Raw genomic sequence first — 25,385 nt, forward strand, 5'->3', positions numbered from 1 at the left:
AGCACATGATGATCGACCGTGCTGCTGCGACTGGCTTACCTGGTGTGACGAACGCGTTCGCGATGTAGCGCAAGCGGCGAAGAACCTCGTCATGGCCCTCGAAGACCTCGGCTTCCGGGCACGATTCATGATCCGGGACAGGGACGGGAAGTTCCCCGCCTTGTTTGATGCCGTCCTTACGGATGCGGGGATTGTGGTCGTGCTCAGCGGTGTTCGGATGCCGAGAATGAACTCGATTATGGAGCGTTGGGTGCAGACTTGCCGGCGTGAGCTGCTGGACCGAACGTTGATCTGGAACCAGCGGCACCTGCTCTACGCGCTGCGGGAGTTCGAGCAGGTCTACAACGCTCATCGGCCACACCACGGCCTCGCGAACGCCCGGCCGCTGCACCCGTTACCCGCGCCGATCACCGATCCGGACCAGACCTCCAGCCTCGACATACGAAGACGCGAGCGCCTCGGCGGCATCCTCCACGAATACCGACATGCTGCATGACCTGCACGGATGAGATTTCCGGCAAGCGCAGGCTCTTGCCTTGCCAGATCGGCAAGAGGGATTGCTTCCTCTGCCGGAGCGCCGCACCGTGTGCCGCATGAACGACAAACTGGATTCTGGCGTTTTCGATGTAGTCGTGATTGGCGGCGGTGTGGCCGGTCTGTCAGGGGCGCTGACCCTGTCGCGGGCCCGACGTTCGGTGCTGGTGCTGGATGCGGGGGAGCCCCGCAACGCCCCCGCCGCTGCGGCTCACGGCCTGCTTTCGCGTGACGGGGTGGCGCCGCTGGACCTGCTGCGCGCTGGGCGGGCCGAGGTGAGCCGGTACGGCGGGCAGATGCTCTCCGACCGTGCCACGCACGCCATGCGCGTGGAAGGGCTCTTCGTCGTCGGCACGCAGAGCGGTGCAAGCTTCCGGGCCCGGCGGCTGCTGGTGACCACGGGCCTGGTGGACGAGTTGCCGCAAGTGCCGGGGCTACGCGAGCGGTGGGGAAGAGACGTGCTGCACTGTCCCTACTGCCATGGGTGGGAAGTGCGGGACACGCCGATCGGCGTGCTCAGCACAAGTGCGGCCTCAGTGCATCAGGCGCTGTTGTTTCGCCAGTGGTCCAGCCTGGTGACGCTCTTCCTGCACACGGGGCCGGAGCCTGAAGAGGAGCAGTGGGAGCGTTTGGCGGCCCGTGGCATCGAGGTTGTGCAGGGAGAGGTGACCGGCCTGGAGGTCGTGGACGACACGCTCCGAGGCGTCCGGCTCTCCTCGAAGCTGGTGGTCCCCGTGCATTCTCTGGCGGTGGCCCCGCGGTTCCTCGCGCAGGGCGAAGTCCTGGCCGGCCTCGGCCTAGGCCCGGCGCCGCACCCAATGGGCGTCGGCACCTATGTGCCATCCGATCCCGGCGGCGCAACGGATGTCCCCGGCGTCTGGGTGGCCGGCAATGTCGCCGATGTGCTGGCCGGGCTCGTCCAGGCGCAGGCCGGCGGTGCGACGGCCGCGGCGGCCATCAACGCCGACCTCGTCAACGCCGACACTGACGAGGCCCTTGTACGCCGGCGCGCTGCCCCGCGTGAGGACTTCAGTGCCGCAATCGAGGCGCAGGTCACCGAGCATGTGCTGGGCGAACGGCGGTATGGCCTCGACTCCCTGCTGCCCGGTACGGGGTGACCGCGATGCGGTCAGGTCGGGCGGGCCCTGAGGTGGGCCCGCTCGCCCTGCTTGCCGAAGATGACCAACAGCTCCACCGGCTGATCGTCATCGGCGCCTAGCCAGTGCGGCACATGGGTGTCGAATTCCGCCACTTCACCTGGTGTGAGGAGCAGGGAGCGCTCGCCGAGGAGCAGGCGCAGCCGGCCGTCCAGCACGTAGATCCACTCGTAGCCCTCGTGGATGTTCAGCTCAGGCTCGCCACTGCTGGGGCTGATGACGAGTTTGTGGGCGTGCAGCCCGCCGGGGCGGCGGCTCAGTGGCACATAGGTCATGCCGTCGCGGGTGACGGGCCGCAGATGCACGCGCGGATCGCCTGTCTCGGGCGCCCCGACCAACTCGTCCAGGGGGACCTGGTAGACGTGGGCCAGGGGGAGCAGGAGCTCCAGGTTCGCTTTGCGGCCGCCGCTCTCCAACCGGGAGAGCGTGCTTTCGGAGATCCCTGTGGTCTGAGAGAGGGCGGCCAGCGTGATACCGCGCTCCAGGCGCAGCGCCCGCAGTCTCGGTCCGATCGCCGTCAGGACCCGATCGATATTCGTCATGACATCCACCTTGCCAAAAGAGCATGAGAGTTTGCACCTTCGGCACGACTTGTTTCAGCCTCCTGGCCATGCAACGGCGCACGCCACCTCGTCGCCCCATCTTCGGTTCCGGCTCAGGAGAGATTTCAATGACCAGCCCCGCCCACCGCGCCCATAGGGCGCCCGACCCCACCACGCCGGACCCCCATCGGTGGATGACGCTCATCGTGGCCTCCGTGGCGACCCTGATGGTCGTCCTCGACGTGTCCATCGTGAACATCGCTCTGCCCCAGGCCCAGAGCGATCTCGGCATGAGTGACGCCAGCCGCCAGTGGATGATCACCGCCTACGCACTGGCCTCCGGCGGCCTGCTCCTGCTCGGCGGCCGCATCGCCGACTTCGCCGGTCGCAAGAAGATCCTCCTCATCGGCCTGCTCGGCTTCGCCGCCGCCTCCATGCTCGGCGGCCTCGCTCTCAACCCGAGCATGCTGTTCGCAGCCCGCGCCCTACAGGGAACCTTCGCCGCCCTCCTGGCCCCGGCCGCCCTCTCCCTGATCACCGTGGCCTTCACCGACCCCAAGGAACGCGCGAAGGCTTTCGGCGTCTTCGGCGCGTTCCAGGGCGGGGGCGGTGCCGTCGGGCTGCTGCTGGGCGGTGTGCTGACGCAATACGCGGGCTGGCGCTGGTGCATGTACATCAACGTCCCCATCGCCCTGACTACAGCCCTCGCCACCCTCCCCTACATCCGTGAAAGCCGCGCCGCGGGTGACCGTCACTACGACGTCCTCGGAGCCGTGCTGGTGACCGGCGGACTCGTCGCCCTCGTCTACGGCTTCGCCCAGGCCGCCGACGGCGTTGGCTGGACCGCCCCGGCAACACTGCTGCTCCTGGCCGCCGCCGTGGTTCTTCTGACTGCGTTCGTCGTGGTCGAGCACCGCAGCACCCACCCGCTCCTCCCGCTGCGCGTGATCCTCGACCGCTCCCGTGCCGGCGTGTTCCTGGCCAACCTCCTCATCGGTGCCGGCATGTTCGGCATGAACCTCTTCATGACCTACTTCCTGCAGGTCAACCTCCACTACACACCCCTGCGGGCCGGATGCGCCTTCCTGCCCTTCAGCGTCGGCATCATCGCCACCACCACCCTCAGTGCCCCGCTGGTCACCCGCCTCGGCCCCAAGACCCTGATGGCGGCAGGAAGCACGCTGGCCACGGTGGGACTGTTCTGGCTCACCCGACTCGACACCGCGTCCGGCTACGCGGGCGAAGTCCTCCCGACCCAGATCCTCGTCAGTGTCGGCGTCGGCCTGTTCTTCCTGGCCGGCCCCAACGTGGCCCTGTCCGGCGTTGATCCACACGACGCCGGTGTCGCCAGCGCCGCCCTGAGCACCAGCCAGCAGATCGGCGCTGCCCTGGGCCCCGCCCTGCTCAACACCCTCTACGTCTCCGCCGTCACCGGCTACCTCACCTCCCGCAGCGAAAGCCCCGGGCAGGCCCCCCAGGCCGTGCAGTTGGATGCCTACCTCCACGGCTACCGCATCGCGTTCATCGTGGCGGGCGCTCTCCTGGCCGCCGCCGTTGTCGCACTACTCGCCCTGGTGAAGACGCCCAAGAGCACGGCCGGCGACGCGGCCGCACCCGACCCGGGCCACTGAGCCGACCCGAGCCCGGGCTCCAATCCGCCCCGAAGTCATCCGAAGGAGAGGCACACGCGATGGACGAGTGCATCCGCGAAATCCATGCCGCCAACGATGCTGCCAGCTTCTGGGAGCAGTTCTACCGCGGCAAGGGCAGCGCCTGGAAGGACACCGCGAATCCTCTGCTCGCCGAGACGGCCCGGCACCTCACACCCGGCCACGCCCTCGACCTGGGCTGCGGCGAAGGCGGAGACACCCGCTGGCTCGCCACCCACGAATGGCACGTCACGTCGATATCGCCCCCACCGCCCCGCAGCGCACCAGCCGGCTCGCCGCCCGAAACGGCCTCGAGAGCAGTGTGCGCACCGAACAGCACGACCTGGCAGAGACCTTCCGCTCCGGCACTTTCGACCTCATCTCGGCCCAGTACCTGCAGACCCCCTACGCCTTCCCGCGTGCCAGCGTCCTGCGCCGCGCCGCACACGCGCTCACTCCCGGCGGGATCCTCCTGATCGTCGACCACGGCTCGGTACCGCCCCTGGGCCCGGAACACCGATGCCGACACCCGCTTCCCCAGCCCGGAAGACATCTACGACGAACTCGCCCTCGACACGGCGCGGTGGACACCCCAGCGCCTGGCCACCCCGCAGCGGGTGGCCACAGGGCCCCGGTGGTCAGACCGCGACCGTCACCGACACGGTCGTTGCCGTACGCCGCCTCGCCTGACCTTCCGCACCCCACGCACACTGCACAACCCCGCTTCAGGAGTTACCTTCATGACTGACCTCTTCGCGCCCGTCACGGTGGGCAAGTGGACGCTGAACAACCGCATCGTCATGGCCCCCATGACCCGCAACCGGGCCACCCCCGACGGTGTCCCCACCAGCCTCATGGCGACCTACTACACCCAGCGGGCCACCGCCGGGCTGATCGTCACCGAGGGGGTGCAGCCCAGCGCGGTCGGACAGGGCTACATGAACTCGCCCGGCCTGCACACCAGCGAACAGATCGAAGCCTGGCGCACCCTCGCAGCCGACGTGCACCGGGCAGGCGGCCGAATCGTGGCCCAGCTCATGCACGCCGGACGCATCTCCCACCCCGACAACAAGCACCAGGCCGAAACCATAGCCCCCAGCGCCATCGCCGCACCGGGCGAGATGTTCACCCCGGCCGGCCCCCAGCCCCACCCCACCCCGCGCGCCCTGGCCACCGAGGACATTCCTGCCGTCATCGAGGAATTCACCCGCGCCGCCACTGCCGCCATTGCCGCCGGCCTGGACGGCATCGAACTGCACAGCGCCAATGGCTACCTCCTGCACCAATTCCTCGCTCCCTCCACCAACCAGCGCACCGACCACTACGGCGGTTCCCCCCAGGCCCGTGCCCGCTTCGTCATCGAAGTGGCACAGGCCGTCAGCGACGCCATCGGCAGCGAACGCGTCGGCATCCGCATCTCCCCCGCCATCAACCTCCACGGCGCGCTGGAGACCGACCCCCACCTCACCGCGGCCACGTACCGCACCCTCGTCGACGTGCTGTCCGGGATGGGCCTGGCCTACCTGCACGCCATCGGCGACCCCGCCTCCCCGCTGCTCACCGACCTCGCAGAGCGCTTCGGCGGCTCCCACATCGTCAGCAACGGCTGGGACCCCGTCACCGACGTCACCGCCGCACAGGAACTGGTCACCACCGGACAGGCCGACCTTGTCGCGGTCGGGCGTGCCTTCATCGCCAACCCCGACCTGGTACAGCGCTGGCAGACCGGAGCCCCGCTCAACCAGCCCGACAGCACCACCTTCTACGGCGGTGACCACCGTGGCTACACCGACTACCCGCATTTGGCGCAGGGTGCCGACCTCTGATCCGCCTGGGATGCGCGCAACTGCTCACGCATCCTGCATCGCCGAACATCCGGCGGTGCAGGAAGACGCACTGCATCCGTTCCTCCGCGTCGCCCATCAGGCACTGTTCGACCGCTTCCCGAGCCTCATCCTCGGGATGAACGAACGCGACACCCCGTGGGAGTACGACGTGGCCTTCATCCGACCGGCCGGCCTGCCGGTGGCATGGGACGGCAAGCCCAGTACCACTGCCGGCTGACACCCCTGCGCTCGCCGGGCCGTCCAGGGATCCGCGGCCCTGAACGGCCCGGAGGAACCAAGGGCATGCCGCGGTTGCAGCACCGCCCCGGCCCGCCGAACTCGTCACGGCGGCGTGACCGGTCCGGGGGAACGTTGGAATAGTGATGGGCGTTCAGCGACGCATAATGCTGACGGCCGGTGGCACCAGGCAGGCCGGTCTATCCTGTTAGTACGCGAGCTGCCCGATGCCCCCGTCAACGCGCAGCACGGTCCCCGCGGTATAGGCGGACTCGTCCGAGGCGAGATAGACCGCCGCCTTCGCCAGCTCGGTAGCGGTTCCCAGGCGATGGAGAGGCACGGTCTGCCGGAGTTCCTCGTAGAGGGCTGCCTGGCGCTCGGGGCCGAGGGGCGCGAACGCGTTGGTGATCGTCGGGCCCGGGCTCAGTCCGTTGACACGGATGCCCCGGTCCTTCAGCTCGTAGGTCAGCCCGCGGGTGTAGGAGAGCAGGCCCGCCTTGGCCGCGCCGTAGACCGTCGCGTTCTCGTGTCCGATGTACGCGGAGACCGAGCCGACGAGGATGACCGAGGACTGCTGCGAGAAGAGCGGCAGCAGGTCCTTGATCAGGAAGAACGGCGACTTGAGATTGGTCGCGAGGAGCCTGTCGAACGCCTCCTCGGTCCATGCCTCGATGGGGAGGTGGGTGATGTCGGCAGCGTTGCTCATCAGGATGTCGAGCTTCGGCCACTCCTGCCGGAGCCGCGTCGCGAGCGCCGCCTGGCCGGGCACGTCGCCGGCGTCGCTGGCGATGGTCAGCAGCGGGCCCTCCAACTGCCGGGCTGCCTCGTCGAGCTTCTCCTGTGACCGGCCGGTGATGGCGACGGTCGCTCCCTCGGCGAGGAACTCGCGGGCCGCCTCCAGGCCGATGCCGCTCGTTCCCCCAGTGATCAGTGCGTGCTTTCCCGTAAGGCGGTCCATTGTTCCGTCTCTCCTCAGATTGCGGTGCGGCCACCGTCGGCGGCGACGATCGCCCCGGTCATGTAACTGGCCCGGCCACTGGCGAGAAAGGCGATCACGTGGGCCACCTCGGCCGGGTCGGAGGTGCGCTTGAGCGCGGTGGTCAGGCCCATGCCGCCCATGTCCGGGCCCATCGCCGCGACCACCTTCGAGGTGCGCATCGGGCCCGGGGAGACGGCGTTGACCCGCACGTTCGACTCGGCGAACTCCGCCGCCCAGGTGCGGGTCAGTGATTCGAGCGCCGCCTTGGTGGCGCCGTAGACGGCCATGCCCGGCATGCCGAGGCCGGCCGCGGTGGAGCTGACATTGACGATGCTGCCGCCGCCCGCGGCCATCTTCACCGCGAGCAGCGCGGTGAGCAGGAACGGGGCACGCACATTGACCGCGAAGGCGGCGTCGTAGCCCGCGAGGCCCTGCTCGGTGGTCGGGGAGAACGTCATCGCGCTCGCGTTGTTGATCAGGATGTCGACGGCTCCGGCGTCCTCGGCCAGTTGCCGCACGCTCGCCGGGTCGGACACGTCGGCCGCGACGAAGCGCACCGCCCCGGTGGACTCGCCATCGGCCGCGCGGAGGTCTTCCACGACCTGGGCTCCGCGCTGCGGATCGGTGCCGGTCAGGATCAGGTCGGCTCCTCCCTCGGCCAGCACCCTGGCCGTCGCGTGCCCGAGTCCGCCGATCGCGCCGGATCCGGTGACAAGCGCCGTCCTGCCTGCGAATTCCATTGTTTCGCCTTTCGTGCCGGCCAGTGAGCAACCGATTTCTGTGTGACCGTTCAAGAAGTTCCGCAACGGAAGCTACGACTTTTTGAACGTCGAGTCAAGAAGTCGTAGTCTTGGACGCATGGCACGAACCGGACGCCCCCGCGAGTTCGACAGACAACAGACGCTGGAGCGCGCACTCGAACTGTTCTGGTCCCGGGGATACGGGGCGACGTCGATCCAGGACCTGGTCGACGCGCTGGCCGTCGAGCGCGGCAGCCTCTACGGGGCCTTCGGCGACAAGCGCCGCTTCTACCTGGAGGCCGTCAGGCTCTACTGGGAGGTGTACGAGCGGCACCTGACCGCCGCGCTCGACACCACCCCGGTGCTGCCCGCCCTGCGCGAGATCCTGACCCATCCGGCGCGACTGGACGAGCTGATCTCCGACAGGGGCGTGCCGCAGGGCTGCCTGGTCGGCAACACGACCGCCGAACTCGTCCCCCAGGACAGCGAAGCCACGGAGATCGTCGCCCGCTCGTACCGCCGCTTCACCGACATCGTCGCCGGCGCACTCCGCCGCGCACAGGCCGCCGGAGAGGTCACGACCGACTCCTCCCCCGAGGCCCAGGCGCAGCTCCTGCTCTACATCGTCCAGGGCCTGTCACTGGTATCGAGGGCGGGGCTCGACCAGAGCTCGGCGCTGACGGCGATCGACACGGCGGTGGACGGATTGCGGGCGTGACCTGAACCTTCCGCGCGCGACCGGTTTGCTCCAGACATGCGGAAGTTCCCCGGCCTGAAGGGTGTCAATATTCCGATCAGGCTGCTGAGCTGGGCCGTACGCAGGGGTCGTTCGCCGGTGATGAGGACCCGGTCGGTGCATTCGGCGCGGGCTGTGCGTATCCATCGTTCGGCGAACGCGTTGGATCGTGGGCTTTGCGGTGGCGTCGGGATGACGGCTGTGCCGTTACCGGCGAAGACGGCGTCGAATGCGGCGGTGAACTTGCTGTCCCGGTCGCGGATGAGGAACCGGAAGCACCTGGCTCTGTCGCCCAGGTCCATGAGCAGGTTGCGGACGGCGTGGGTTACCCACGCGCCGGTGGGGCGGGCGGTGACGCCCGGGACATGGACGCGCCCTTCATGCCTCCCGCACGAGTACCGACATGCTGCGTGACCAGTACGGACGTAGTTCTTGGCGCCTACAGGCGCAACGGCGTGCTCGGTAGTCGGTACGGACAGGTCGTACAACCGACGGGTGAGGCCACGAGGTGAGCCCGTGGCGGACGGAGGGCTCTGCGGGCGAGGATCACATGTAGCCGATTGAGCCTGGTGGCGGCGGAGTGATCGGCCCTTCGGCCCAGCGCTCGCCGTGCACCGCCTTCGTGATCAGCTCCATCATCCGCCGCTGATCCGCGAGTTCGGAGGTGCGGCTATAGGTCTCGTGCCCGCCGCTGAACCACTCCACGGTGACATCCCCGCCCGCCTTCTCCAGGGCCTGCGCGTACCTGTGGACCTGGCGCGGTGGTGTCCTCGTGTCGTGCGTGCCGGTCGAGATCCATACGGGGGCGCGCACCCCGTCGACGTAAGAGATGGGCGACGCGCGATGGAAAACCTCGGGGTCGTCGTCGGGATCGGCGTGGAAGAAGGAGCGCCAGGCGCTGCGCAGTGCGGGGTTCATGTCCGCGTATGCGGCGAGCCAGTCCGCCATCGGGACGAAGGCAAGCGCTCCGGCGAAGAGATCGGGCAGGCGGCCGAGAGATAGAAGGGACAGGTATCCGCCGTAGGAGGCACCGGTGATGAAGATCTGCCTGGGGTCGGCGATGCCTTCGTGGACCAGCCAGTGAACGGATGCCTCGATGTCCTCCAGTTCCCGCTCGCCGATCGTGTGCCAGAACCCCTCGCGGAAGCGGCGGCCGAAGGTCTGCGAGCCGCGGTAGTTGACGGCGGCGTAGGCGAATCCTTCGGCGAGCCAGGCCTGGGCCTCGGGGGTGTAACGGTCGACGGTGACCAGTTGGGGGCCGCCATGGACGCTGAGCAGGGTGGGCGCGGGCCCTTCGAGGCCCGGAGGGCGGCCCGCCCACAGTTGTACGGGTGTGCCGTCGATGGAGCGCACGATGTGGGAGGTCAGGGCGACGCCGGCCGGGCGCAGGGGCGGTGTCCAGACGGGTGTGACGGTGGCGCGGCCCCTGTCCTCGCGCAGGAGGGTGAGGGGAAGGTCGAAGCGCTGGTGGAGTAGTCGCAGTTGACCGTCGGCGCCGTAGTGGGACGCCCAGTAGTCGGGGTGGGCGTCGCCGATGTCGGCTTCGAAGAAGGCGCCTGCCGGGTGGTCGACAGCGCGGAGCCGCCCGCTGTCCGGCTCCCACTCCAGGACGCGGTGCACTCCGTGGTCGACATGGACCAGCAGTACGTACGCGGCGTCATCGGACCAGTCGAGCGGCACGACGTCGCCGTCCAGGTGCTCGGCGTCCAGGTCGATGCGGGAGCCGTCGGTAAAAGACCAGACGCAAGGCCGCTGGTGACCGGATCGCTCGGTGGAGACGAGCAGTCGGCTGTCACCGGGCACGGGTGAGAACCGGATGCCGCGGACGGGGGCCTCAGGTCCGTCGGACAGGGTGCGGATCGTCTCCCGCGGGGTATCGGCGGTGGTGCTGAGGACCGTCGCGGCGAAGCGCCGCAGGCCGGGGTTGTGGTCCGTGGTGTCGATGCTCGCCCAGCGGCCGTCGGCGGAGACACGTGCGTTCCATGCCTCTGCCGTCGAGCCGAACAGGCGCCGGGGCGAGCGGCCTCCGTCAGTGTCGACCAGCCAGAGCGTAAAGCCGTCTTCGGCCACCGCGGACAGCACGGCGAGGGCGCCGGTACGGGCGACGTCGATGCCTCGCAGCGTGTACGGCGGGAGGCCAGGCGTCAGGTCGGTGCCGGAGCCGCCGTCGATCGGCACGGACCACAGGTGGCCCACCTCCGAACCGTTGTCGTCGAGGAGGTTGAGGACGGCTCGTCCGTCGCCGGACAGGACCGCGTTGCGGGGGTCGCCGTAGGCGCCCGCCACGGGCCGGGTGACGTCGCGGACGACGTCCCAGACGGTGAGGAAGGCTCCGTCGGGGCCGTCGTGCACCATGAGTTCGAGGTCGTCCCCCATGCCGCGTCCCCGGCGGGAGGATACGCACTGCCGGGCGTCGAAGAACCGCTGCCAGTCGTGAGTCACTGCCAGACTCCTTGGATATCGCCGTACGCCGGAGGTCGTACGGGTAGGGGCGTACAAGTCGGGGATCGTGCCGTCAGAGGATCGAGCGGTTCGCCGGTGTCACGTTTCAGTGGGCGGGCGGCCGACGGAAACCACAGGCGTCGCGGGCTCGGGGAAGTGGCAGGCGACCCGGTGGCCCGTGGCAGTGTGCCGGAGGACGGGCGTCTGCTGACCGCAGATTTCCTGTGCCTTCCAGCAGCGGGTGCGGAACCGGCAGCCGGACGGCGGGCTCTGCGGGCTGGGGGCGTCACCCTGGAGCACGATGCGGCGGCGGGCCCGCTCGGCGCGTGGGTCCGGGATCGGGACCGCCGACAGCAGCGCCTGGGTGTAGGGGTGGTGCGGGGTGCCGTACAGTGCGTCGGCGGGACCGCTCTCGGCGATCCGGCCGAGGTACATGACGGCGACCTCGTCGCTGATCTGACGCACCACCGACAGGTCGTGGGCGATGAAGAGGTAGGTGAGTGCCAGCTCCCGTTGGAGGTCCTGAAGCAGGTTGATGACGCTCGCCTGCACGCTGACGTCCAGAGCGCTGACCGGTTCGTCGAGGACGAGGACGTCCGGTTCGACGGCGAGGGCGCGGGCGATTCCGATGCGCTGGCGTTGTCCGCCGGAGAACTGGCTGGGGTAGCGCCGGGCGTGGTCGGGATCAAGGCCGACCTGTTCGAGGAGTTCGCGGACCCGCTCGGCCCGGCGGGTGCGGTGCAGGCGGTGGATGCGCAGGGGTTCGACGAGGATCTGCTCGACGGTCATCCGGGGGTCGAGCGAGGAGTACGGATCCTGGAAGACGAGCTGGATCTGCTTGCGCAGCCGGGTGATTTCGTCGCCTCGGGCCCGGGCGATGTCGACGCCGTTGATCAGGGCCTGGCCGCCGACCGGCTGGACGAGGCGGACCAGGCAGCGGCCGAGGGTGCTCTTGCCGCAGCCGGTTTCCCCCACCAGGCCGAGGGTGCGGCCACGGCCGATGGCGAGGTCGACGCCGGACACGGCCTGGACCGTGCCGGCGCGGCGGCCGGTGCGGTACTCGGCGACCAGGGCCTGGACGTGCACGGCGGGCGCGTCCGTCTTCGGTACCACGACCGTCGACGTCTTCGTCTTCATCGCGGGTCCCCTTCCCTGTCGGTGGCGAGTGCGATCTCGTGCGTCCGGACGCACGCGGTGGTATGCAGGTCGGAAACCCGGACTGCGGCCCCGATCTCGGTGCCGCAGACTTCGGGCAGGGCGTGGGAGCAGCGGGGCTGGAACGGGCAGCCGCGCGGGCGGCGTCCGGGCGGGTCGGGCTGGCCCGGGATCTGAGTGAGCCGGGGGACGCGCCGGTCGATTCGCGGGAGCGCGTCCAGCAGGGCCTGCGTGTACGGGTGCGCGGGCCGGTAGAAGACCGACTCGGCGTCGCCGCACTCCAGGTTGCGACCGCCGTACATGACCATGACGCGGTCGGCGACGCCCGCGACGACGCCGAGGTCGTGGGTGATCAGCAGCACCGAGGTGCCGGTGCGTTCCTGCACGTGGCGCAGGACGTCGAGGATCTGAGCCTGTACGGTCACGTCGAGGGCAGTGGTCGGTTCGTCTGCGATGAGCAGGTCGGGTTCGTTGGCCATGCCAATGGCGATCATGACGCGTTGGCGCATTCCGCCGGAGAACTCGTGTGGGTAGGCGTGCAGCCGGGATCGGGGTGCGGGGATGCCGACGAGTCCGAGGAGGTCGATGGCACGCTCGGTGAGGGCATCGCGGCCGAGGCCGGGATCGTGGACGGCGACGGCCTCGGTGATCTGGTCGCCGACTGTCATCATGGGGTTCAGCGCGGCCAGTGCGTCCTGAAAGATGATGCCGATCTGCCGACCCCGCACCGCGCGCAGTTCCCGCTCGGGCAGTCCGAGGAGTTCCCGCCCTCGGAAGCGGAGCGAGCCGCTGACCCGCGCGGACGGCGGGAGCAGGCCCATCAGGGCCATGGCCGCCGCGCTCTTACCGGAGCCCGACTCCCCGACGAGGGCGAGTGTCTCGCGTTCGTGCACGTCGAAGGAGAGGCGTTCCACGGCGGCGGCGTGCCCCGTGTCGGTTCGGTACTCGACCGTCAGATCACGGACGGAGAGCAGGTCGGTGGCGGTGTCCGGCCGGTCGTTGCCGGTGTCGGAAGTGAGAGAGGTCATGACTGCCTGCTCTGCTGGTCGAAGGCGTCTCGCAGTCCGTCGCCCAGGAAGTTGACTGCGAGGACGGTGAGGAGGATGGCTACGCCGGGCGCGTACAGGAGGTAGTCCTTGGGCGTGCCGACGAGCCCGGCGGCCTGGTTGAGGAGGTTGCCCCAACTGGACTGGGGCGGCTGGATGCCGAAGCCGAGGAAGCTGAGTGTGGATTCCAGGATGATCGCGGCGGCCACCGCGATGGAGGCGTTGACGATGATCACACCGGTCAGGTTGGGCAGCAGGTGCCGCAGGACAATCTGGGTTCGCGAGGAGCCGAGCACCTGTGCGGCTTGCACGAACTCCTTCTCCCGGAGGCTGATGACCTGGGAACGGACGACGCGTGCGATCACGGTCCAGCCGAGTCCGGCGAGGACGAGCACGATGGTCACGGGTGAGGGGCTGAGCGTCTGCATGGCGAGCGCGAGGAGGGCGATGGCCGGGATGATGAGGAAGAGGTCGGTGATCCGCATGATCACCTCGTCGATCCAGCCGCCGAGGAGACCGGAGACCGCCCCGACGAGGGTGCCGACGGCGGTCGACAGGAAGGCGACACCGAGGCCGACGGTCAAGGAGACCTGTCCTGCGTAGAGGAGTTCGGTGAGATAGTCGCGGCCGAGGTCGTCGGTGCCGAGCCAGTGCTCCGAGGAGGGGGGCAGGGCTCCGGTGAGGATGTCCTGGGCGTTGCGTGGATGGGGCGCCACCCACGCCGCTCCGTAGCAACAGATCATGAGCGCCAGCAGGATCAGCAGGCCGACCACGGCCAGGCGGTGGCGCAGGAACCGTTCGACGAGGATCCGCCGCCGGCTCTTGTCTGCGGGCCGCGGCGTCGGCGGGAGCGCCCGCTCCGCGGGGTGGTGACTGGGTACGGTCATCGCAAGGTCACTCTCGGGTCGAGCAGCGCGTATCCGAGGTCGGCCGCCAGGTTGAACAGGACCATCGCCAGCGCCACGATCAGCATCCAAGGAAGGAGTACGTACACGTCGCCGGCCAGCAGGGAGTCGAGGAACAGCCGGCCCATGCCGGAGATGGCGAAGATCTGCTCGGTGACGACGAGGCCGCCGATGAGCAGGGCTGTGTCGGCAGCGACGACGGTGACGAAGGGCGCCAGTGAGTTGCGCAGCGCGTGCCGGAGGAAGATCCGGCGTGGGGGCACGCCCTTGGCACGAGCGGTCTTGACGTAGTCGCTGTTCAGAGCTTCAAGCATGGACGCCCGGCTGAAGCGGGACCAACTGGCGATCAGCCCGACGGTGAGGGTCATGACCGGCAGGACCAGGTGCCGGAAGTAGTCGGCGTTGACACCGCTCATGCCCGGCGAGTGCAGGCCCACGAAGTACAGTGGGGGTTGTTCGAGCCCGAATTGTTCGCGCGGCCAGATGGCGAACACCTGGATGAGCAGGAGGCCGAGCCAGAAGGCAGGCATGGCCACGCCCAGGTAGGACAACCCGGTGAGCAGGTGGTCGCCCGCCGAGTACTGGCGGGCTGCCGAGTAGGTGCCGATCGCGAGGGCGACGACCACGGCGAACAGCACGGCCCAGCCGATTAGTTGGAGGGTGGTGCCGAGGGCGGAGCCGATCATGGCCTGGGCGCGGTCGCCGGTGCGGGTGCTCACGCCCCAGTCGCCGGTGACGAACGCCTTCATCCACAGTCCGTACTGTTCGAGGACCGGCCGGTCGAGGCCGAGGCGGGCGGATTCGCGGGCGAGGACGCCGGGGTCGCGGGCCTGGCGCAGCTTGGTGAGCGGGTCGAAGGTGGAGCGGACGGCCCAGAAGAAGACGAACGAGGCGACCAGGACGACGGGAACCGAGTACGCCAACCGGCGGACCACGTAGCGGAGCATCTGCCGGGACCGGCCCACGCGGCCACGGCCCTGCGCGCCGCGGCCTTCGGAGTGCCGGCCCTCGGGAGCGGGGGCGGCCCGCAGAGCCTCCGTCACTTTGCCACTCCCCATTCGGCGAGGTTCCACCAAGGGCCTTCGCTTGGGTTGTTGCTGAGCGGGCCGCCGACGCGGTCGTTCCATAGGAGGATGTTCGGGACGGTGCCGATCGGGATCGCGGGCACCTGGTCGGCGATGATCTTGTCCGCCTGGCGGGAGGCCGCGACGCGTTTCCTCGGGTCGGTCTCGCGGTCGACGGTGGCGAGCAGCGGGTCGAGGCCGTCGATCCGGGCGCGGACGAAGTTGAGGCCGGAGCGGCCGTTGGCCTCAGTGGGGATGGAGGTGCTGCTGAAACTGTTGCTCTGCGTGGGGTCGGGGAAGGTGTCGATGAGCGTCCACAGCCCCATTTGGAAGGTGCCGGCTGGTGCCTGCTTGCCGAACAGGTTGGCCGGAGTGGTGTTCTTGATGGTCATCCGGAAGCCGGCCTGCTTTAGCTGGGTCTGGAGGATCTGCTCGGTGAGTTCGCGCCGCTTGTTGCCGGCGAGGGAGACGATGGTGAACTCTGCCCGGCGTCCGTCCTTGGCCCAGATGCCGTCACTGCCCTTGGCCCAGCCGTCCCCCTGCATTGCCTTGTCAACGGCCTTGAGGTCTCGGGTGTAGTGGGAGAAGTCGGTGCCGGCGTAGGAGGAAAGGATCGGGGTGAGGAAGCTCTGGGCGGGCTTGTCCACGCCGAGGGAGCCGTAGAGCTTCTTGACGATGGCGGTGCGGTCGATGGCGTAGGCGACGGCGCGGCGCACGTCGACGGAGTCGAAAGGGAACTTCTCGTTGTTCATCCAGATCGCCTCCAGGTTGCCCGTCTCGGCGTCGATCTGCCGTCGGGTGCCCCCGGCTGTCTGGTTGAGCTGTTCGACGACATCGAGCTGCGGCGTCGGGAAGAGGGCGTCGAGCTGGCCGCTCTTGAAAGCCTGGAAGGCCGCGGCGGTGTCGGTGGTGAACTGGAAGGTGACCTTGTCGAGCTTGGGCTTGGGGCCCCAGTAGCGGTCGTTGGGGATGAGAGTGACTGAGGTGCCCTTCTTCCAGGACTGGATCTTCCACGGCCCGCCGCTGAAGGAGTAGCCGTCCTTCATGATCGCGTTGCGGTTCTTGCCCTTGAGCAGATGCTCGGGCAGGACGCCGTAGATCGAGCTGAACAGGGTGCGCCAGCCGCCGTAGGTCTCACGGAGGGTGACCACGGCGGTCTTGGCGTCCGGCGTCTCGATCTTGCTGATCTTGTCGTAGCCGGTCTTGTCCAGGACGTCCTTGCCGTCGCGGATCTGCAGGGCGGTGTATTTCAGGTCGGCCGAGGTGATCGGCTCGCCGTCGGACCAGACCGCGTCGGGCGAGATCCGGTACGTGATCCTCTGCGGGCCGCTGGTGGTCGTGGTCGGTTCGTCGGCCATCAGCGGGGAGGCGACCGGTACCCAGGTGTCACCCGAGCGCCGGGTGTCGAATACCTTCGGGATCGTGGTCGTCCGCATCAGGTAGTCACCCCAGATGGAGCCACTGCAGACGGAGATCCAGTCGGCGCAGTCCGGTTCCTGCTCTGCGCCGATGACCAGGCTCCCGCCCTCCTTGACCGGCACCACCGGGTTCTGCGTGGTCCCGGCCTGCCCGCCGCCCGAGGACGTGCATCCCGCGAGCACGGCGCCCAGCGACAGGGCGGCTGCGGCGGTAGCCCTCCGGGGTCCCACGAGGGTCCGCGGGCGGCCGTTCTCGTGTTGGCCCATCGCCATCACCTTCCCTCCATACGGCCCTGGCGGGCGCTGTGCGGCCTCATCGTAGGGAGCGGATCCAGCCACAGCAAGAGGTGTCGACAACCCTATAGTCAATGACGATGACTTGCTTCGTGAGTCAGGCTTCGGGCAGAGTCGTCCCTAATGGGGTTTCATCGCCCCGTCGGACGGAGGGAAGGCCCTGATGAGCACGAGCCAGGACGGGAAGCGCTCGACAGCGAAGAAGCCGAGGCCCGGGCGGCGGGCCCGTCACAGCCTGAGCCGTGAAATGATCCTGGAGGCCGCGGAGACCATCGCCGTGCGGGACGGTCTCGATGGGCTGACCTTCCAGGCCCTGGGTAAGGAACTCGAAGCCCATCCGACCTCGATCTACCGGCACTTCCGCGACAAGGACGAGCTGGTTCTCGAACTGATCGACAGCCTGCGTGCGGGCTCCTACGGCGGGCAGCTCGAGGCCACCGACTCCTGGCGCGACGACCTGCGCGTCATGGCCCGGCACATCCACGACCACTACCTGCGCTACCCCCAGTTCGCTCTCCAAATGGCCGCGCGCACCACGCGCCGGCCCGCCGAGTTCAAGAACGTGGAGTTCGCGCTGGACGCGCTGGTACGGGCGGGCTTGCCGCCGGAGGAAGCCACGTCGACGATGCGAGTCTTCGGCAACGTCATCCGCGCGCTGTCCAGCATGGAGTCGGGGCTGCACGCTCTCGACGACAACACCCGGCGCGGTGACGCGCTGGCCTGGGAGGTCGAGTACCGCAGCCTCTCCCCGGAGGTCTATCCGCGCATCGCCTCGATGTCCGACCACCTGACCTCCATCGGCGACCCGCATGTTTTCGACCAGGCGGTGGAAATGCTTCTCGACGCCGTCGAAACACGGGTGGCCGTCCTGTCCGCGTCGGCGTCCTGACGTACCGAACGCGCCGTTGGGTTCGCTCCCGTACGCCGTCCGAGGGTCCGTCGGCCGTCGCTCCCGCTCCGGCCGACGGACTTTCTCCCGCCCCCTACCTCGGGCAGGCGTGGGCGCAGATCAGGGCGGCGACCAGGGCAGCCCGCTCCCGCACGGAGTCGGCGTCCACCCATTCGTCGCGCCCGTGCGCCCCGCCGCCGCCCGGCCCCAGTCCGTCGAGGGTGGGGATGCCGAGCGCCGCGGTGAAGTTCCCGTCGGACGCGCCGCCGACCTTGACTTCGGTCACGGGTGACAGCCCCTCCGCCCGTGCGAGTGCCCGCGCCAGTTCCAGCAGGCCGGCGGACATGCTGTGTTCCAGGGGGAAGCGATTGATGCCGCCCGCGAGTTCGAGCCGCGAACCGGGGGTCCGGGACCGCAGGGTCCGCAGATCCTTCTCCACCCGTACGAGCTCCTCGCGATGCCATGCCCGTACGTCGATCTCGACCGTCGCGCTCTCCGGGATCGTATTCCTGGTGCTACCGGACCTGCTGACGGTCGGCGTAACGGTCGTCCCTTGAGCGGGGTCGCCCAGGGCATCGATCGCAAGCACCTGGTGGGACAGCTCGACCAAGGCGTTCACCCCGCGCTCCGGTTCCAGGCCGGCGTGGGCCGCCCGCCCCTTCACCGTGACCTCGAACATGGCGCCGCCCTTGCGTGCGGTTTTGAGCGCCCCGTCCAAGCTGGGTTCCAGGACAAGCACGGCGGAACAGTCCCGCGCCACGTCCTCGATCAGGTCGCGCGAGGTGAGGGAGCCGCGCTCCTCATCGCCCGTCACCAGCAGCCGGACGTGGTCGGTTTCGCCCGCGAGCTCCAGCGCCTCGAGAGCGAGCACCAGCCCGGACTTCATGTCGAACGCCCCAGGTCCGGTGACCCGCGCGCCGTCGACGTGGAACGGCCAGTCGGCGAGAGTACCGAGCGGCCACACGGTGTCGGCGTGCCCGAGGAGAAGGACCGGTGGGGCCCCGGAGCGGTCCTTCTCCTCCCGGTACAAGTGGGGTACGCCCTCGCGGACCTCACGGTGGAGCGTTCCGAGTAGACCGTCGGACCACTCCGTCAGCAGCTCATAGGTCGCGTCCAGTCCCGGTGAGTGGCCTGTCGGGGTCTCGATGTCGACCAGTTGATGTAGCCGGGTGAGGAACAGCTCGGGTTTGTGTCCTGTGGCTGGTTTCACAGCAGATCCTTCGCGCGGGGGCCTGGGGACGAGGTGGGATCCTGCGGGAGGGGGCGCGCCGAGGCTGCCGGCCCTCTCGACAGAGCCCACCCCCAAAGCTCACCTCACGAAGTTAGTCTATGACATTGACTACGGTCATTTCCATGCACTCGCTCCGATGCCCGCGCTCGCCGTTCACAGGAAGGCAATCAGGGCCTCGGCGAACTCGTGGGTGGTGGCGGTGTCGGCTTCGACCCGGCCCACCTGCGCAACCACGGTGGCCTCGGGCTGCGATTCGTGCGCGAGCGCGCGCAGTTGCTCGGTGGAAACGCGTCCCGATGTCGTGCTCATCGACATCGACGCGGATCCCGAAGGGGCGAGTGCGTCGATGCGGCAGATCAGGCGAATGTCGCCGAACACGACGGTCGTCGGCATGTCGGATCTGGGAGTGAACGCCTCAGCACACACGGCGGAACACGGAGCGGCCGGCGCCGTCGCCAAGAATCTCGCTGCGGAGGAAGTCGTGGGGCTGCTCGTGCGCCTCGCCCGCGACAAGTCGGTGACTTCCCGCATCGAGCACCCCGGCTCTGCCTGTGCCACACCACTCTTGACTTCGCACGAGTCCGCGATCCTCGCGCTGATAGCCGCCGGGCGAACGAACGCGGACTTCGGTCAGAGCCTCTTCGCTGCGACCAAGACGGTCGAACGCCACGTCATGAACATCCCCGTTCACCGTCATCCGGTCGGCGGATCGGACGTCCGGCAGTAGCCGAGTCGATATGAACAGCTTGGCACACTATTTTATGCAGGACGCGCTGGACAGTGGTCGCGCTGCTCGGCCGGTTTCGCCGCCGCCCCGCTTCCGCTCACCAGCGCCCTCATCGTGGCTGCGACCCTCCAGGGCCGATCAAGGTCCACGGGGCACCTCGGCGTCCGCCAGATCCTGGAACGGCGGTCCGCCCGAGGCGAATCTGGACAGCCCAAACGGCGGCCCGATAATCTTACGCTAGTTAACGTTAACTAACTCTGGAGTACGGGATGGCCGGTGGCTCTGCCCCAAACGTCGATAATGGAAACGGGCTCGCGTCTTTGGATCTCTTCGGGGAGCCCTTCGTCGCCGACCCGTTTCCCACGCTCGAGGTTCTGCGGGACTCCGCGCCGGTTCACCACGACCCGGGCACGGGCCTGTGGCTGGTCAGTCGGTACGACGATGTGCGACGGGTGCTTCTGGACCCGGAGTCCTACCTGCCGGACAACACTCAGAAGGCGATCACATGTCTATCGGTGCCCGCCCTGCGCGCTCTCGCCAAGGCCGGGTTCGCACTGCCGCCGGCCCTCGCCAACAATGGCGGCCCCAGTCACGCGGGGCTACGACGGCTGGTGACGCGGTTCTTCACCACGCACAAAGTGGCCGCCACAGCACCCCTGATCGAGCAGTGTGCACGGGAGCTGCTGGCCGAGGCACAAGCCGATATCGCCGCGGGTTCCGTGTACGACCTCTCCGCCGGGTACGCACGGCGGCTGCCGTGCAGGGTGATGATGCGGGTGCTCGGTATAGAGGGCGTGAGCCCGCAGCGACTGGTGGCCTGGAGCGACGCGGCGCTGGAACTGTTCTACGGGCGCCCCCGAGTGGAGCGCCAGGTGCACCTGGCCGAGCAGGTGGGAGACTTCTACCGCTGGCTGATGACACGGTTCACTGATGGTCGCTGCGTAGACGGTCTGTTCGGCGCGCTGCGCGAGCATCGCCAGCCGAACGGCGCTGCGCTCGACCGGAAGACCGCGGTGGCCGTGTGCTTCTTCGTTCTGATCGCCGGCCAGTCCACGACCGCCCAACTGATCTCCACCGTGCTGCGCAGAGCGGCAGCCGACCCGGGCGTCTGGTCACGGCTGGCGACGGACGACGGTTTCGGTGAAGCCTGGGTGGAGGAAGTCATACGCCGTGAGCCACCGGTCACGACCTGGCGGAGAGTGGCCACGCGGGATGTGCATCTGTCGGGTGTCCGGATTCCCTCTGGGGGCGAGCTTCTCTTGATGCTGATGGGTACGGGTTCCGATTCCGAGGTCTTCCCCGATGCCGCGAGGCTCTGCCCGCATCGGCCGAACAGCCGACGGCATTTGTCGTTCGGCGTCGGCCGGCACCGCTGCCCGGGAGCTCTCATGGCCCTTACCGAAGCAGTCGTGGCGCTGCGCATGGCCGCGTCCCTGCTCCCGGACGTGGAGCTGGCGGAGGCGGAGCCGCCCCCCATGCCGGGCCTGCTGTCGTTTCGGGCGCCGGAGCGCGTGACGGTACGGCGCACCGCGCGTCCAGCGCGTCCCCCAGAGCGACATGCATAACGGAGTGAACGAGAGCTCGCATACGTCGAGGCTGAGAACTTCTATTCAAGGAATAGAAGTTCTCAGCCTCGGTTCCGTTGTCGTCCCTACGAGGACATCCTCGTCCTACGACGCTACGACGACGACCGGCTCTCAGGGGAAGGGGTGTACGGGGGTCGGCCGCAGCTTCTCCAGGAGGTCGGACCGCCGCCGGTGGTAGGTGTTGATGTTGTCCAGCTTGATCTGCTCGTAGCCGCGCACCAGGTCGGGGAGTTCCGCCAGTTCCACCACGGCGTCGAGATCTGCGGCGGGCCGTGCGGTGGACAGGGCTTCCAGGATGGTGTCGCGGTACTGCTGGATCAGCGCGCGCTCGACGCGGCGCAGGTGCGCGTAGCCGAAGAGGTCCAGGCGTGTTCCGCGGACCTTGCGCATCGCGCGGAGGGTCCGGAACACCGGGCGGAACCAGGGGCCCAGGCTGATCTTCCGTTTCATGCCGAGTGCCCTGAGCACCGGAGGATGCAGCCGGTAGGAGTACCGTGCCCCGCTACCGAACCGGGCCTCGATGTCCTGGGTCAGCGTCTGCTCGAGGGAGAGTCTGGCGACCTCGTACTCGTCCTTGTAGGCCATGAGCTTGTAGAGGTTGCGGGCCACCGCCTCGGTGACCGCGGTGGAGGTCCGCTCGTGGCGGCGGACCCGCTCGACGAACTCCGCGTACTGGCCCGCGTACCGCACATCCTGGTAGGCGATGAGGTCCGGCACCCGGATGTCCAGCAGACGTGCCAGTTCGGAGCCGGGCTCCGCGCCGACCATCGCCCGCACCCGCCCGGCGGCCGGGTGAACCCGCCCGGCTGCGGCCGTAGCCGTGGCGGACGGGCCGGGCGTGGCGGCGGCTGTGAACGCCTCGGGGTCGTCGATGAGCTGACGGCCCCGCCGGAATGCCTGAAGGTTGCGTCGCACAGCCGTGCCGTTCAGCGTGATGGCGCGCTCGATGGCCTCCGCGGTCAGCGGGAGCGCTCCGGTCTGGAAGGCGGCGCCGAGCTGGAGGACGTTGGCGTACTGGTCGTCGTCGAACAGCGCCTCCGCCAGCGCGCGGGCGTCCAGATACACGGCATGCGCGCTGGCCGCGTCGATGGCCGAGCGGATACGGCCCTCCTCGGGGAAGGTGACCGTGGGGTCGATGATCATCCGGCCGGTGGGGATCTCGGTCGTGCAGACCACCGCGGTCGTCCGGCCGGGGTCGGCCGCCGCCAGGTACTGCGCATCGGCGCCCACGAGAGCGTCGCAGGCCAGGTAGAGATCGCATTCGGCGGTGGCGAGTTTCGCCGCCTGCTCCACCACCTCTGATGTGATCTTGATGTCCGACACCACGGCGCCGCCCTTCTGCGCCAGCCCCGTCTGGTCGAGGGTGCGCACCTGCTTGCCATCGATCACCGCGGCGGTGGCGAGGACCTGGGCGACGGTGACCACGCCGGTGCCGCCCACGCCCGTGATGCGCACCGTGAAGTCCTCGCGGACGGACCGCCGCTCAGGCGCCGGCAGCGCTTCGGCGGCCAGGTCGGGCAGCTCCCGGCGGCGCCCGGGACGCCCGGGGCGCCCGGGGCGCCCGGGGACGACGGTCAGGAAGGACGGGCAGTCACCGTCGAGGCAGGAGTAATCCAGGTTGCACGAGGACTGGTTGATCTCCGTCTTACGGCCGAATTCCGTGGTCACCGGATGGACGGACAGGCAGTTGGACTTCGTACCGCAGTCCCCGCACCCCTCGCAGACCCGCTCGTTGATCACCACCTTGGTGTCGGGGGTGGCCGCCTTGCCGCGGCGGCGCTTCCGCCGCTTCTCGGCCGCGCACTCCTGATCGTGGATGAGCACGGTGACCCCGGGTATGGCGGCCAGTTCCTCCTGTGTGCCCAGGAGCCGGTCGCGATGGCGTACCTCAACTCCCTTCGGAAGCCCGGCCCTGCGCAGCCGCTCCGGGGCGTCGCTGGTGATGACCACCTTCGCCACCCCCTCCAGGAGCAGCAGCGCGGCCAGCCGGTCGACGGGGAGACCGCCGACCGCCTCCTGACCGCCGGTCATCGCGACGGCCGAGTTGTACAAGAGCTTGAAGGTGATATTGACCCCGGCGGCGACGGCCGCCCGTACCGCGAGGCTGCCGGAGTGCGTGAACGTGCCGTCGCCGATGTTCTGCACGAAGTGCTCGTCGCCGACGAACGGGGCCATCCCGATCCACTGGGCGCCCTCACCGCCCATCTGGGTCAGCCCGACCACGTTCCCCACCTGCGCGGGATCCATGAACACGGCCATGGTGTGGCAGCCGATACCGGCTCCCACCAGCGAGCCGCCGGGAACCTTCGTCGATGAGTTGTGTGGACAGCCGGAGCAGAAATACGGCGTCCGGGTCAGCAGGGGCAGGGAGATCCGTTCCCCGCGGCGCCTCGTCCGCCAGGCGCTGACGGAGCCGATCTCCCCGTGCGCGGTCAGGCGGCGGGCGAGCCCGGCCGCGATCACCTCGGGACCCAGTTCCCCGATCTCGCTGAAGAGCGTCGCACCGTCCGGACCGGCCTTGCCGTACACGGCGGGCGCGCCGGGCACTCCGTAGAGGATGTCCTTGATGGCCGCCTCGATGAAGGACCGCTTCTCCTCCACCACGATGATCTCGGTGAGTCCACCGGCGAACTCCCTGATGATGGTGGGCTCCAAGGGGTGGATCGCACCGAGCTTGAGCAACCGGATCCCGTAACGCGCCAGGTCCCTCTCGTCGAGTCCCAGGTCGCGCAGCGCCTGCCGGAGATCCAGGTACGGCTTCCCCGCCGCCACGATGCCGACCCGGTCGGCGGAGGTGCCGCTGATCAAACGGTTGACGCCGCTGGCACGGATGTATTCGGCGGCGAGCGGCAGCCGCACGGTGTACAGGCTGCGTTCCAGCGCGGCGAGGCTGCTGCCCAGCAGATGGGCGCTCGGACGATGGCCGTACGGACTGGCGCCGCCGCGTGGGGCCAGGACCGGAGGGCGCCAGCCGGGGTCGACGGTCGCGGTGCCGGCCGCGTCCGCCACGTTGGTGACCACCTTCATCGCGGCCCAGACGCCACTGGCCCGGGACAGTTCCACGGCATGAAGCCCGTAATCCAGGATGTCCTGCGTATCCGCCGGGTAGAACACCGGCAACGCCAGATCCGCCAAGGCGCGTTCGGACGCGCACGGCACCGTCGAGGACTTGGCCACCGGATCATCACCGACGAGCGCGAGCACACCGCTGATGCCCGGGACACCCACCAGGTTGGCGTGCCGGAAGGCGTCGGCCGCGCGGTCCAGCCCCGGGGACTTGCCATACCAGAGCCCGACCACCCCGTCCGGCCCCATACGGCCCGCCTCGCCCGCCAGTTGGCTGCCCATCACCGATGTCGCCGCCAGCTCCTCATTCAGCCCCGGCTGATGGGAGATGGCATGCTCGGTCAGCAACGCGGAGCGTCGCGCCAACTCCAGATCGAAGCCGGCCAAGGGCGAGCCCTCGTACCCCGAAACGAAGGCCGCCGTATCCCGTCCCAACCGCCGGTCATGCCTGATCCGGTCGAAGAGGACACGCACCAGAGCCTGGACGCCGGTGAGATAGACCGTCCCCCGCTCCCTCAGATAACGGTCGTCGAGCGTGAAACCACCATCCGTCGCCGCCTGGACAACCGCTGCGGACATCCAAACATCACCTGACTCTCAAGGACCTCGGACATTAAGGCTGGGGCCAATTGAACTGATGCTATGGGCCGCCTATGGACGTGCGTCAACGAGAAAGTCTCGTCACTGGGCCACCGGCCCAGTGAGCGATGGACATCTCTTGGCCTCAAAAGGCCATTGGCACATCCAAGTCGACCTCGACCGAGTTCAGCTCGCTGTCGTGTGAAGTGTGTGGCCGAGCAGTGGCTGCTGCCGGGGGTTGCCCGCAGAAAGACCAAGATGGTAATCAGTGAAACAAGGGACTCTCGTTGATTTCCATTCACGGCCGGGAGATATCATCATGTTCGACATAAGAACCACAGCGACGAGTTGGCCATCAGAGCTTCCCCGGTCAGCGGAGGGCGCACGCTTCAACGGCTTCAGCGAGGGGAATCTCTACTTCCAACGCTGCCTCTGGTGCCAGCGCCCGCGTTCCGCCGCATGTTGTGCCCTATATGCAGGTCGTCCCGCCTGGGATGGGTGTTGAGCGAGGGCATCGGGGATGTCCTGCACGCCACATCGGTCTTCCACGACAATGCTCGACGGACCTACTCGGTGATCCATA

Annotated in this window: 21 protein-coding genes and 1 pseudogene; 9 read left to right on the forward strand and 13 right to left on the reverse strand. The window is 68.6% G+C overall.

What is annotated here, in order from left to right:
- Positions 1-91 precede the first annotated feature (91 nt).
- Positions 92-496, forward strand: a complete 405-nt coding sequence (locus ACK1X7_RS10505; protein WP_385150419.1) for an integrase core domain-containing protein — start codon at positions 92-94, stop codon at positions 494-496.
- Positions 497-593: 97 nt separating this feature from the next.
- Positions 594-1,652 carry an NAD(P)/FAD-dependent oxidoreductase gene (locus tag ACK1X7_RS10510; RefSeq protein ID WP_413114998.1) on the forward strand — a complete coding sequence of 353 codons (1,059 nt, stop codon included), beginning with the start codon at positions 594-596 and terminating at the stop codon, positions 1,650-1,652.
- A gap of 11 nt (positions 1,653-1,663) precedes the next feature.
- Here the strand turns inward: ACK1X7_RS10510 and ACK1X7_RS10515 are convergent, their stop codons facing one another.
- The gene (locus tag ACK1X7_RS10515) at positions 1,664-2,233 is read right to left on the reverse strand and encodes a cupin domain-containing protein (protein ID WP_390795311.1); all 570 of its coding nucleotides are present in this window, start codon (positions 2,231-2,233) and stop codon (positions 1,664-1,666) included.
- A 128-nt stretch (positions 2,234-2,361) separates the two neighbouring features.
- On the opposite strand from ACK1X7_RS10515, the gene ACK1X7_RS10520 reads away from it, so the two are divergent.
- The 3 genes from ACK1X7_RS10520 to ACK1X7_RS10530 all read left to right on the forward strand — a co-directional run bounded on the left by ACK1X7_RS10520 (position 2,362) and on the right by ACK1X7_RS10530 (position 5,946).
- Positions 2,362-3,864, forward strand: coding sequence for an MFS transporter (locus ACK1X7_RS10520; RefSeq protein ID WP_413114999.1), 1,503 nt, complete (start codon positions 2,362-2,364; stop codon positions 3,862-3,864).
- A gap of 758 nt (positions 3,865-4,622) precedes the next feature.
- On the forward strand, positions 4,623-5,708 hold the full coding sequence (locus ACK1X7_RS10525; protein WP_385150431.1) for an alkene reductase: 1,086 nt from the start codon (positions 4,623-4,625) through the stop codon (positions 5,706-5,708).
- Between the two features lie 10 nt (positions 5,709-5,718).
- Complete coding sequence (locus tag ACK1X7_RS10530) at positions 5,719-5,946, forward strand: hypothetical protein (RefSeq protein WP_385150434.1); 228 nt, start codon at positions 5,719-5,721, stop codon at positions 5,944-5,946.
- A gap of 207 nt (positions 5,947-6,153) precedes the next feature.
- Here the strand turns inward: ACK1X7_RS10530 and ACK1X7_RS10535 are convergent, their stop codons facing one another.
- The gene (locus tag ACK1X7_RS10535; protein WP_390795316.1) at positions 6,154-6,903 is read right to left on the reverse strand and encodes an SDR family oxidoreductase; all 750 of its coding nucleotides are present in this window, start codon (positions 6,901-6,903) and stop codon (positions 6,154-6,156) included.
- 14 nt (positions 6,904-6,917) lie between these two features.
- Entirely contained in the window at positions 6,918-7,664 is a 747-nt protein-coding gene (locus ACK1X7_RS10540; RefSeq protein WP_413115000.1) for an SDR family NAD(P)-dependent oxidoreductase, read from the reverse strand.
- A 118-nt stretch (positions 7,665-7,782) separates the two neighbouring features.
- Between ACK1X7_RS10540 and ACK1X7_RS10545 the strand changes: the two genes are divergently transcribed.
- Positions 7,783-8,382 carry a TetR/AcrR family transcriptional regulator gene (locus ACK1X7_RS10545; protein WP_385150443.1) on the forward strand — a complete coding sequence of 200 codons (600 nt, stop codon included), beginning with the start codon at positions 7,783-7,785 and terminating at the stop codon, positions 8,380-8,382.
- Here the strand turns inward: ACK1X7_RS10545 and ACK1X7_RS10550 are convergent.
- From ACK1X7_RS10550 to ACK1X7_RS10580, 7 genes and pseudogenes are all read right to left on the reverse strand, one after another.
- Positions 8,283-8,774 (reverse strand): annotated as a pseudogene (locus tag ACK1X7_RS10550) (hypothetical protein); the annotation flags it as partial. The gene ACK1X7_RS10545 and the pseudogene ACK1X7_RS10550 sit on opposite strands and share 100 nt — an antisense overlap.
- Positions 8,775-8,946: 172 nt before the next feature.
- On the reverse strand, positions 8,947-10,842 hold the full coding sequence (locus tag ACK1X7_RS10555) for a prolyl oligopeptidase family serine peptidase (protein WP_413115001.1): 1,896 nt from the start codon (positions 10,840-10,842) through the stop codon (positions 8,947-8,949).
- A 99-nt stretch (positions 10,843-10,941) separates the two neighbouring features.
- A complete protein-coding gene (locus ACK1X7_RS10560; RefSeq protein WP_385150449.1) occupies positions 10,942-11,979 on the reverse strand; it encodes an ABC transporter ATP-binding protein in 1,038 nt (345 codons plus the stop codon).
- On the reverse strand, positions 11,976-13,025 hold the full coding sequence (locus ACK1X7_RS10565; protein WP_385150451.1) for an ABC transporter ATP-binding protein: 1,050 nt from the start codon (positions 13,023-13,025) through the stop codon (positions 11,976-11,978). The genes ACK1X7_RS10560 and ACK1X7_RS10565 overlap by 4 nt, the downstream gene beginning before the upstream one ends.
- Entirely contained in the window at positions 13,022-13,930 is a 909-nt protein-coding gene (locus ACK1X7_RS10570; RefSeq protein WP_119986383.1) for an ABC transporter permease, read from the reverse strand. Before ACK1X7_RS10570 ends, ACK1X7_RS10565 begins: the two co-directional genes overlap by 4 nt.
- A complete protein-coding gene (locus ACK1X7_RS10575) occupies positions 13,927-14,991 on the reverse strand; it encodes an ABC transporter permease (protein WP_385150454.1) in 1,065 nt (354 codons plus the stop codon). The genes ACK1X7_RS10570 and ACK1X7_RS10575 overlap by 4 nt, the downstream gene beginning before the upstream one ends.
- The gene (locus ACK1X7_RS10580; protein ID WP_398161553.1) at positions 14,988-16,697 is read right to left on the reverse strand and encodes a peptide ABC transporter substrate-binding protein; all 1,710 of its coding nucleotides are present in this window, start codon (positions 16,695-16,697) and stop codon (positions 14,988-14,990) included. The genes ACK1X7_RS10575 and ACK1X7_RS10580 overlap by 4 nt, the downstream gene beginning before the upstream one ends.
- Positions 16,698-16,887: 190 nt before the next feature.
- Here ACK1X7_RS10580 and ACK1X7_RS10585 point away from each other — a divergent pair, with 190 nt between their 5' ends.
- On the forward strand, positions 16,888-17,613 hold the full coding sequence (locus ACK1X7_RS10585; RefSeq protein WP_385150460.1) for a TetR/AcrR family transcriptional regulator: 726 nt from the start codon (positions 16,888-16,890) through the stop codon (positions 17,611-17,613).
- A 94-nt stretch (positions 17,614-17,707) separates the two neighbouring features.
- On the opposite strand, the gene ACK1X7_RS10590 is transcribed toward ACK1X7_RS10585, so the two are convergent.
- Together ACK1X7_RS10590 and ACK1X7_RS10595 are read right to left on the reverse strand one after the other, a co-directional pair.
- A complete protein-coding gene (locus ACK1X7_RS10590) occupies positions 17,708-18,823 on the reverse strand; it encodes a M20/M25/M40 family metallo-hydrolase (RefSeq protein ID WP_385150463.1) in 1,116 nt (371 codons plus the stop codon).
- A 174-nt stretch (positions 18,824-18,997) separates the two neighbouring features.
- Positions 18,998-19,237: a hypothetical protein gene (locus tag ACK1X7_RS10595; RefSeq protein WP_385150466.1), complete on the reverse strand. Its 240-nt coding sequence runs from the start codon at positions 19,235-19,237 to the stop codon at positions 18,998-19,000.
- Here ACK1X7_RS10595 and ACK1X7_RS10600 point away from each other — a divergent pair.
- On the forward strand, positions 19,236-19,571 hold the full coding sequence (locus ACK1X7_RS10600; RefSeq protein WP_413115002.1) for a LuxR C-terminal-related transcriptional regulator: 336 nt from the start codon (positions 19,236-19,238) through the stop codon (positions 19,569-19,571). The genes ACK1X7_RS10595 and ACK1X7_RS10600 overlap by 2 nt on opposite strands.
- 269 nt (positions 19,572-19,840) lie before the next feature.
- The gene (locus ACK1X7_RS10605; protein ID WP_413115003.1) at positions 19,841-21,136 is read left to right on the forward strand and encodes a cytochrome P450; all 1,296 of its coding nucleotides are present in this window, start codon (positions 19,841-19,843) and stop codon (positions 21,134-21,136) included.
- A 132-nt stretch (positions 21,137-21,268) separates the two neighbouring features.
- Here the strand turns inward: ACK1X7_RS10605 and ACK1X7_RS10610 are convergent, their stop codons facing one another.
- The gene (locus tag ACK1X7_RS10610) at positions 21,269-24,802 is read right to left on the reverse strand and encodes an indolepyruvate ferredoxin oxidoreductase family protein (RefSeq protein ID WP_413115004.1); all 3,534 of its coding nucleotides are present in this window, start codon (positions 24,800-24,802) and stop codon (positions 21,269-21,271) included.
- Positions 24,803-25,385 lie beyond the last annotated feature (583 nt).

It is taken from the genome of Streptomyces sp. CY-1 (genome assembly GCF_047218265.1).
Lineage (GTDB): Bacteria > Actinomycetota > Actinomycetes > Streptomycetales > Streptomycetaceae > Streptomyces > Streptomyces niphimycinicus.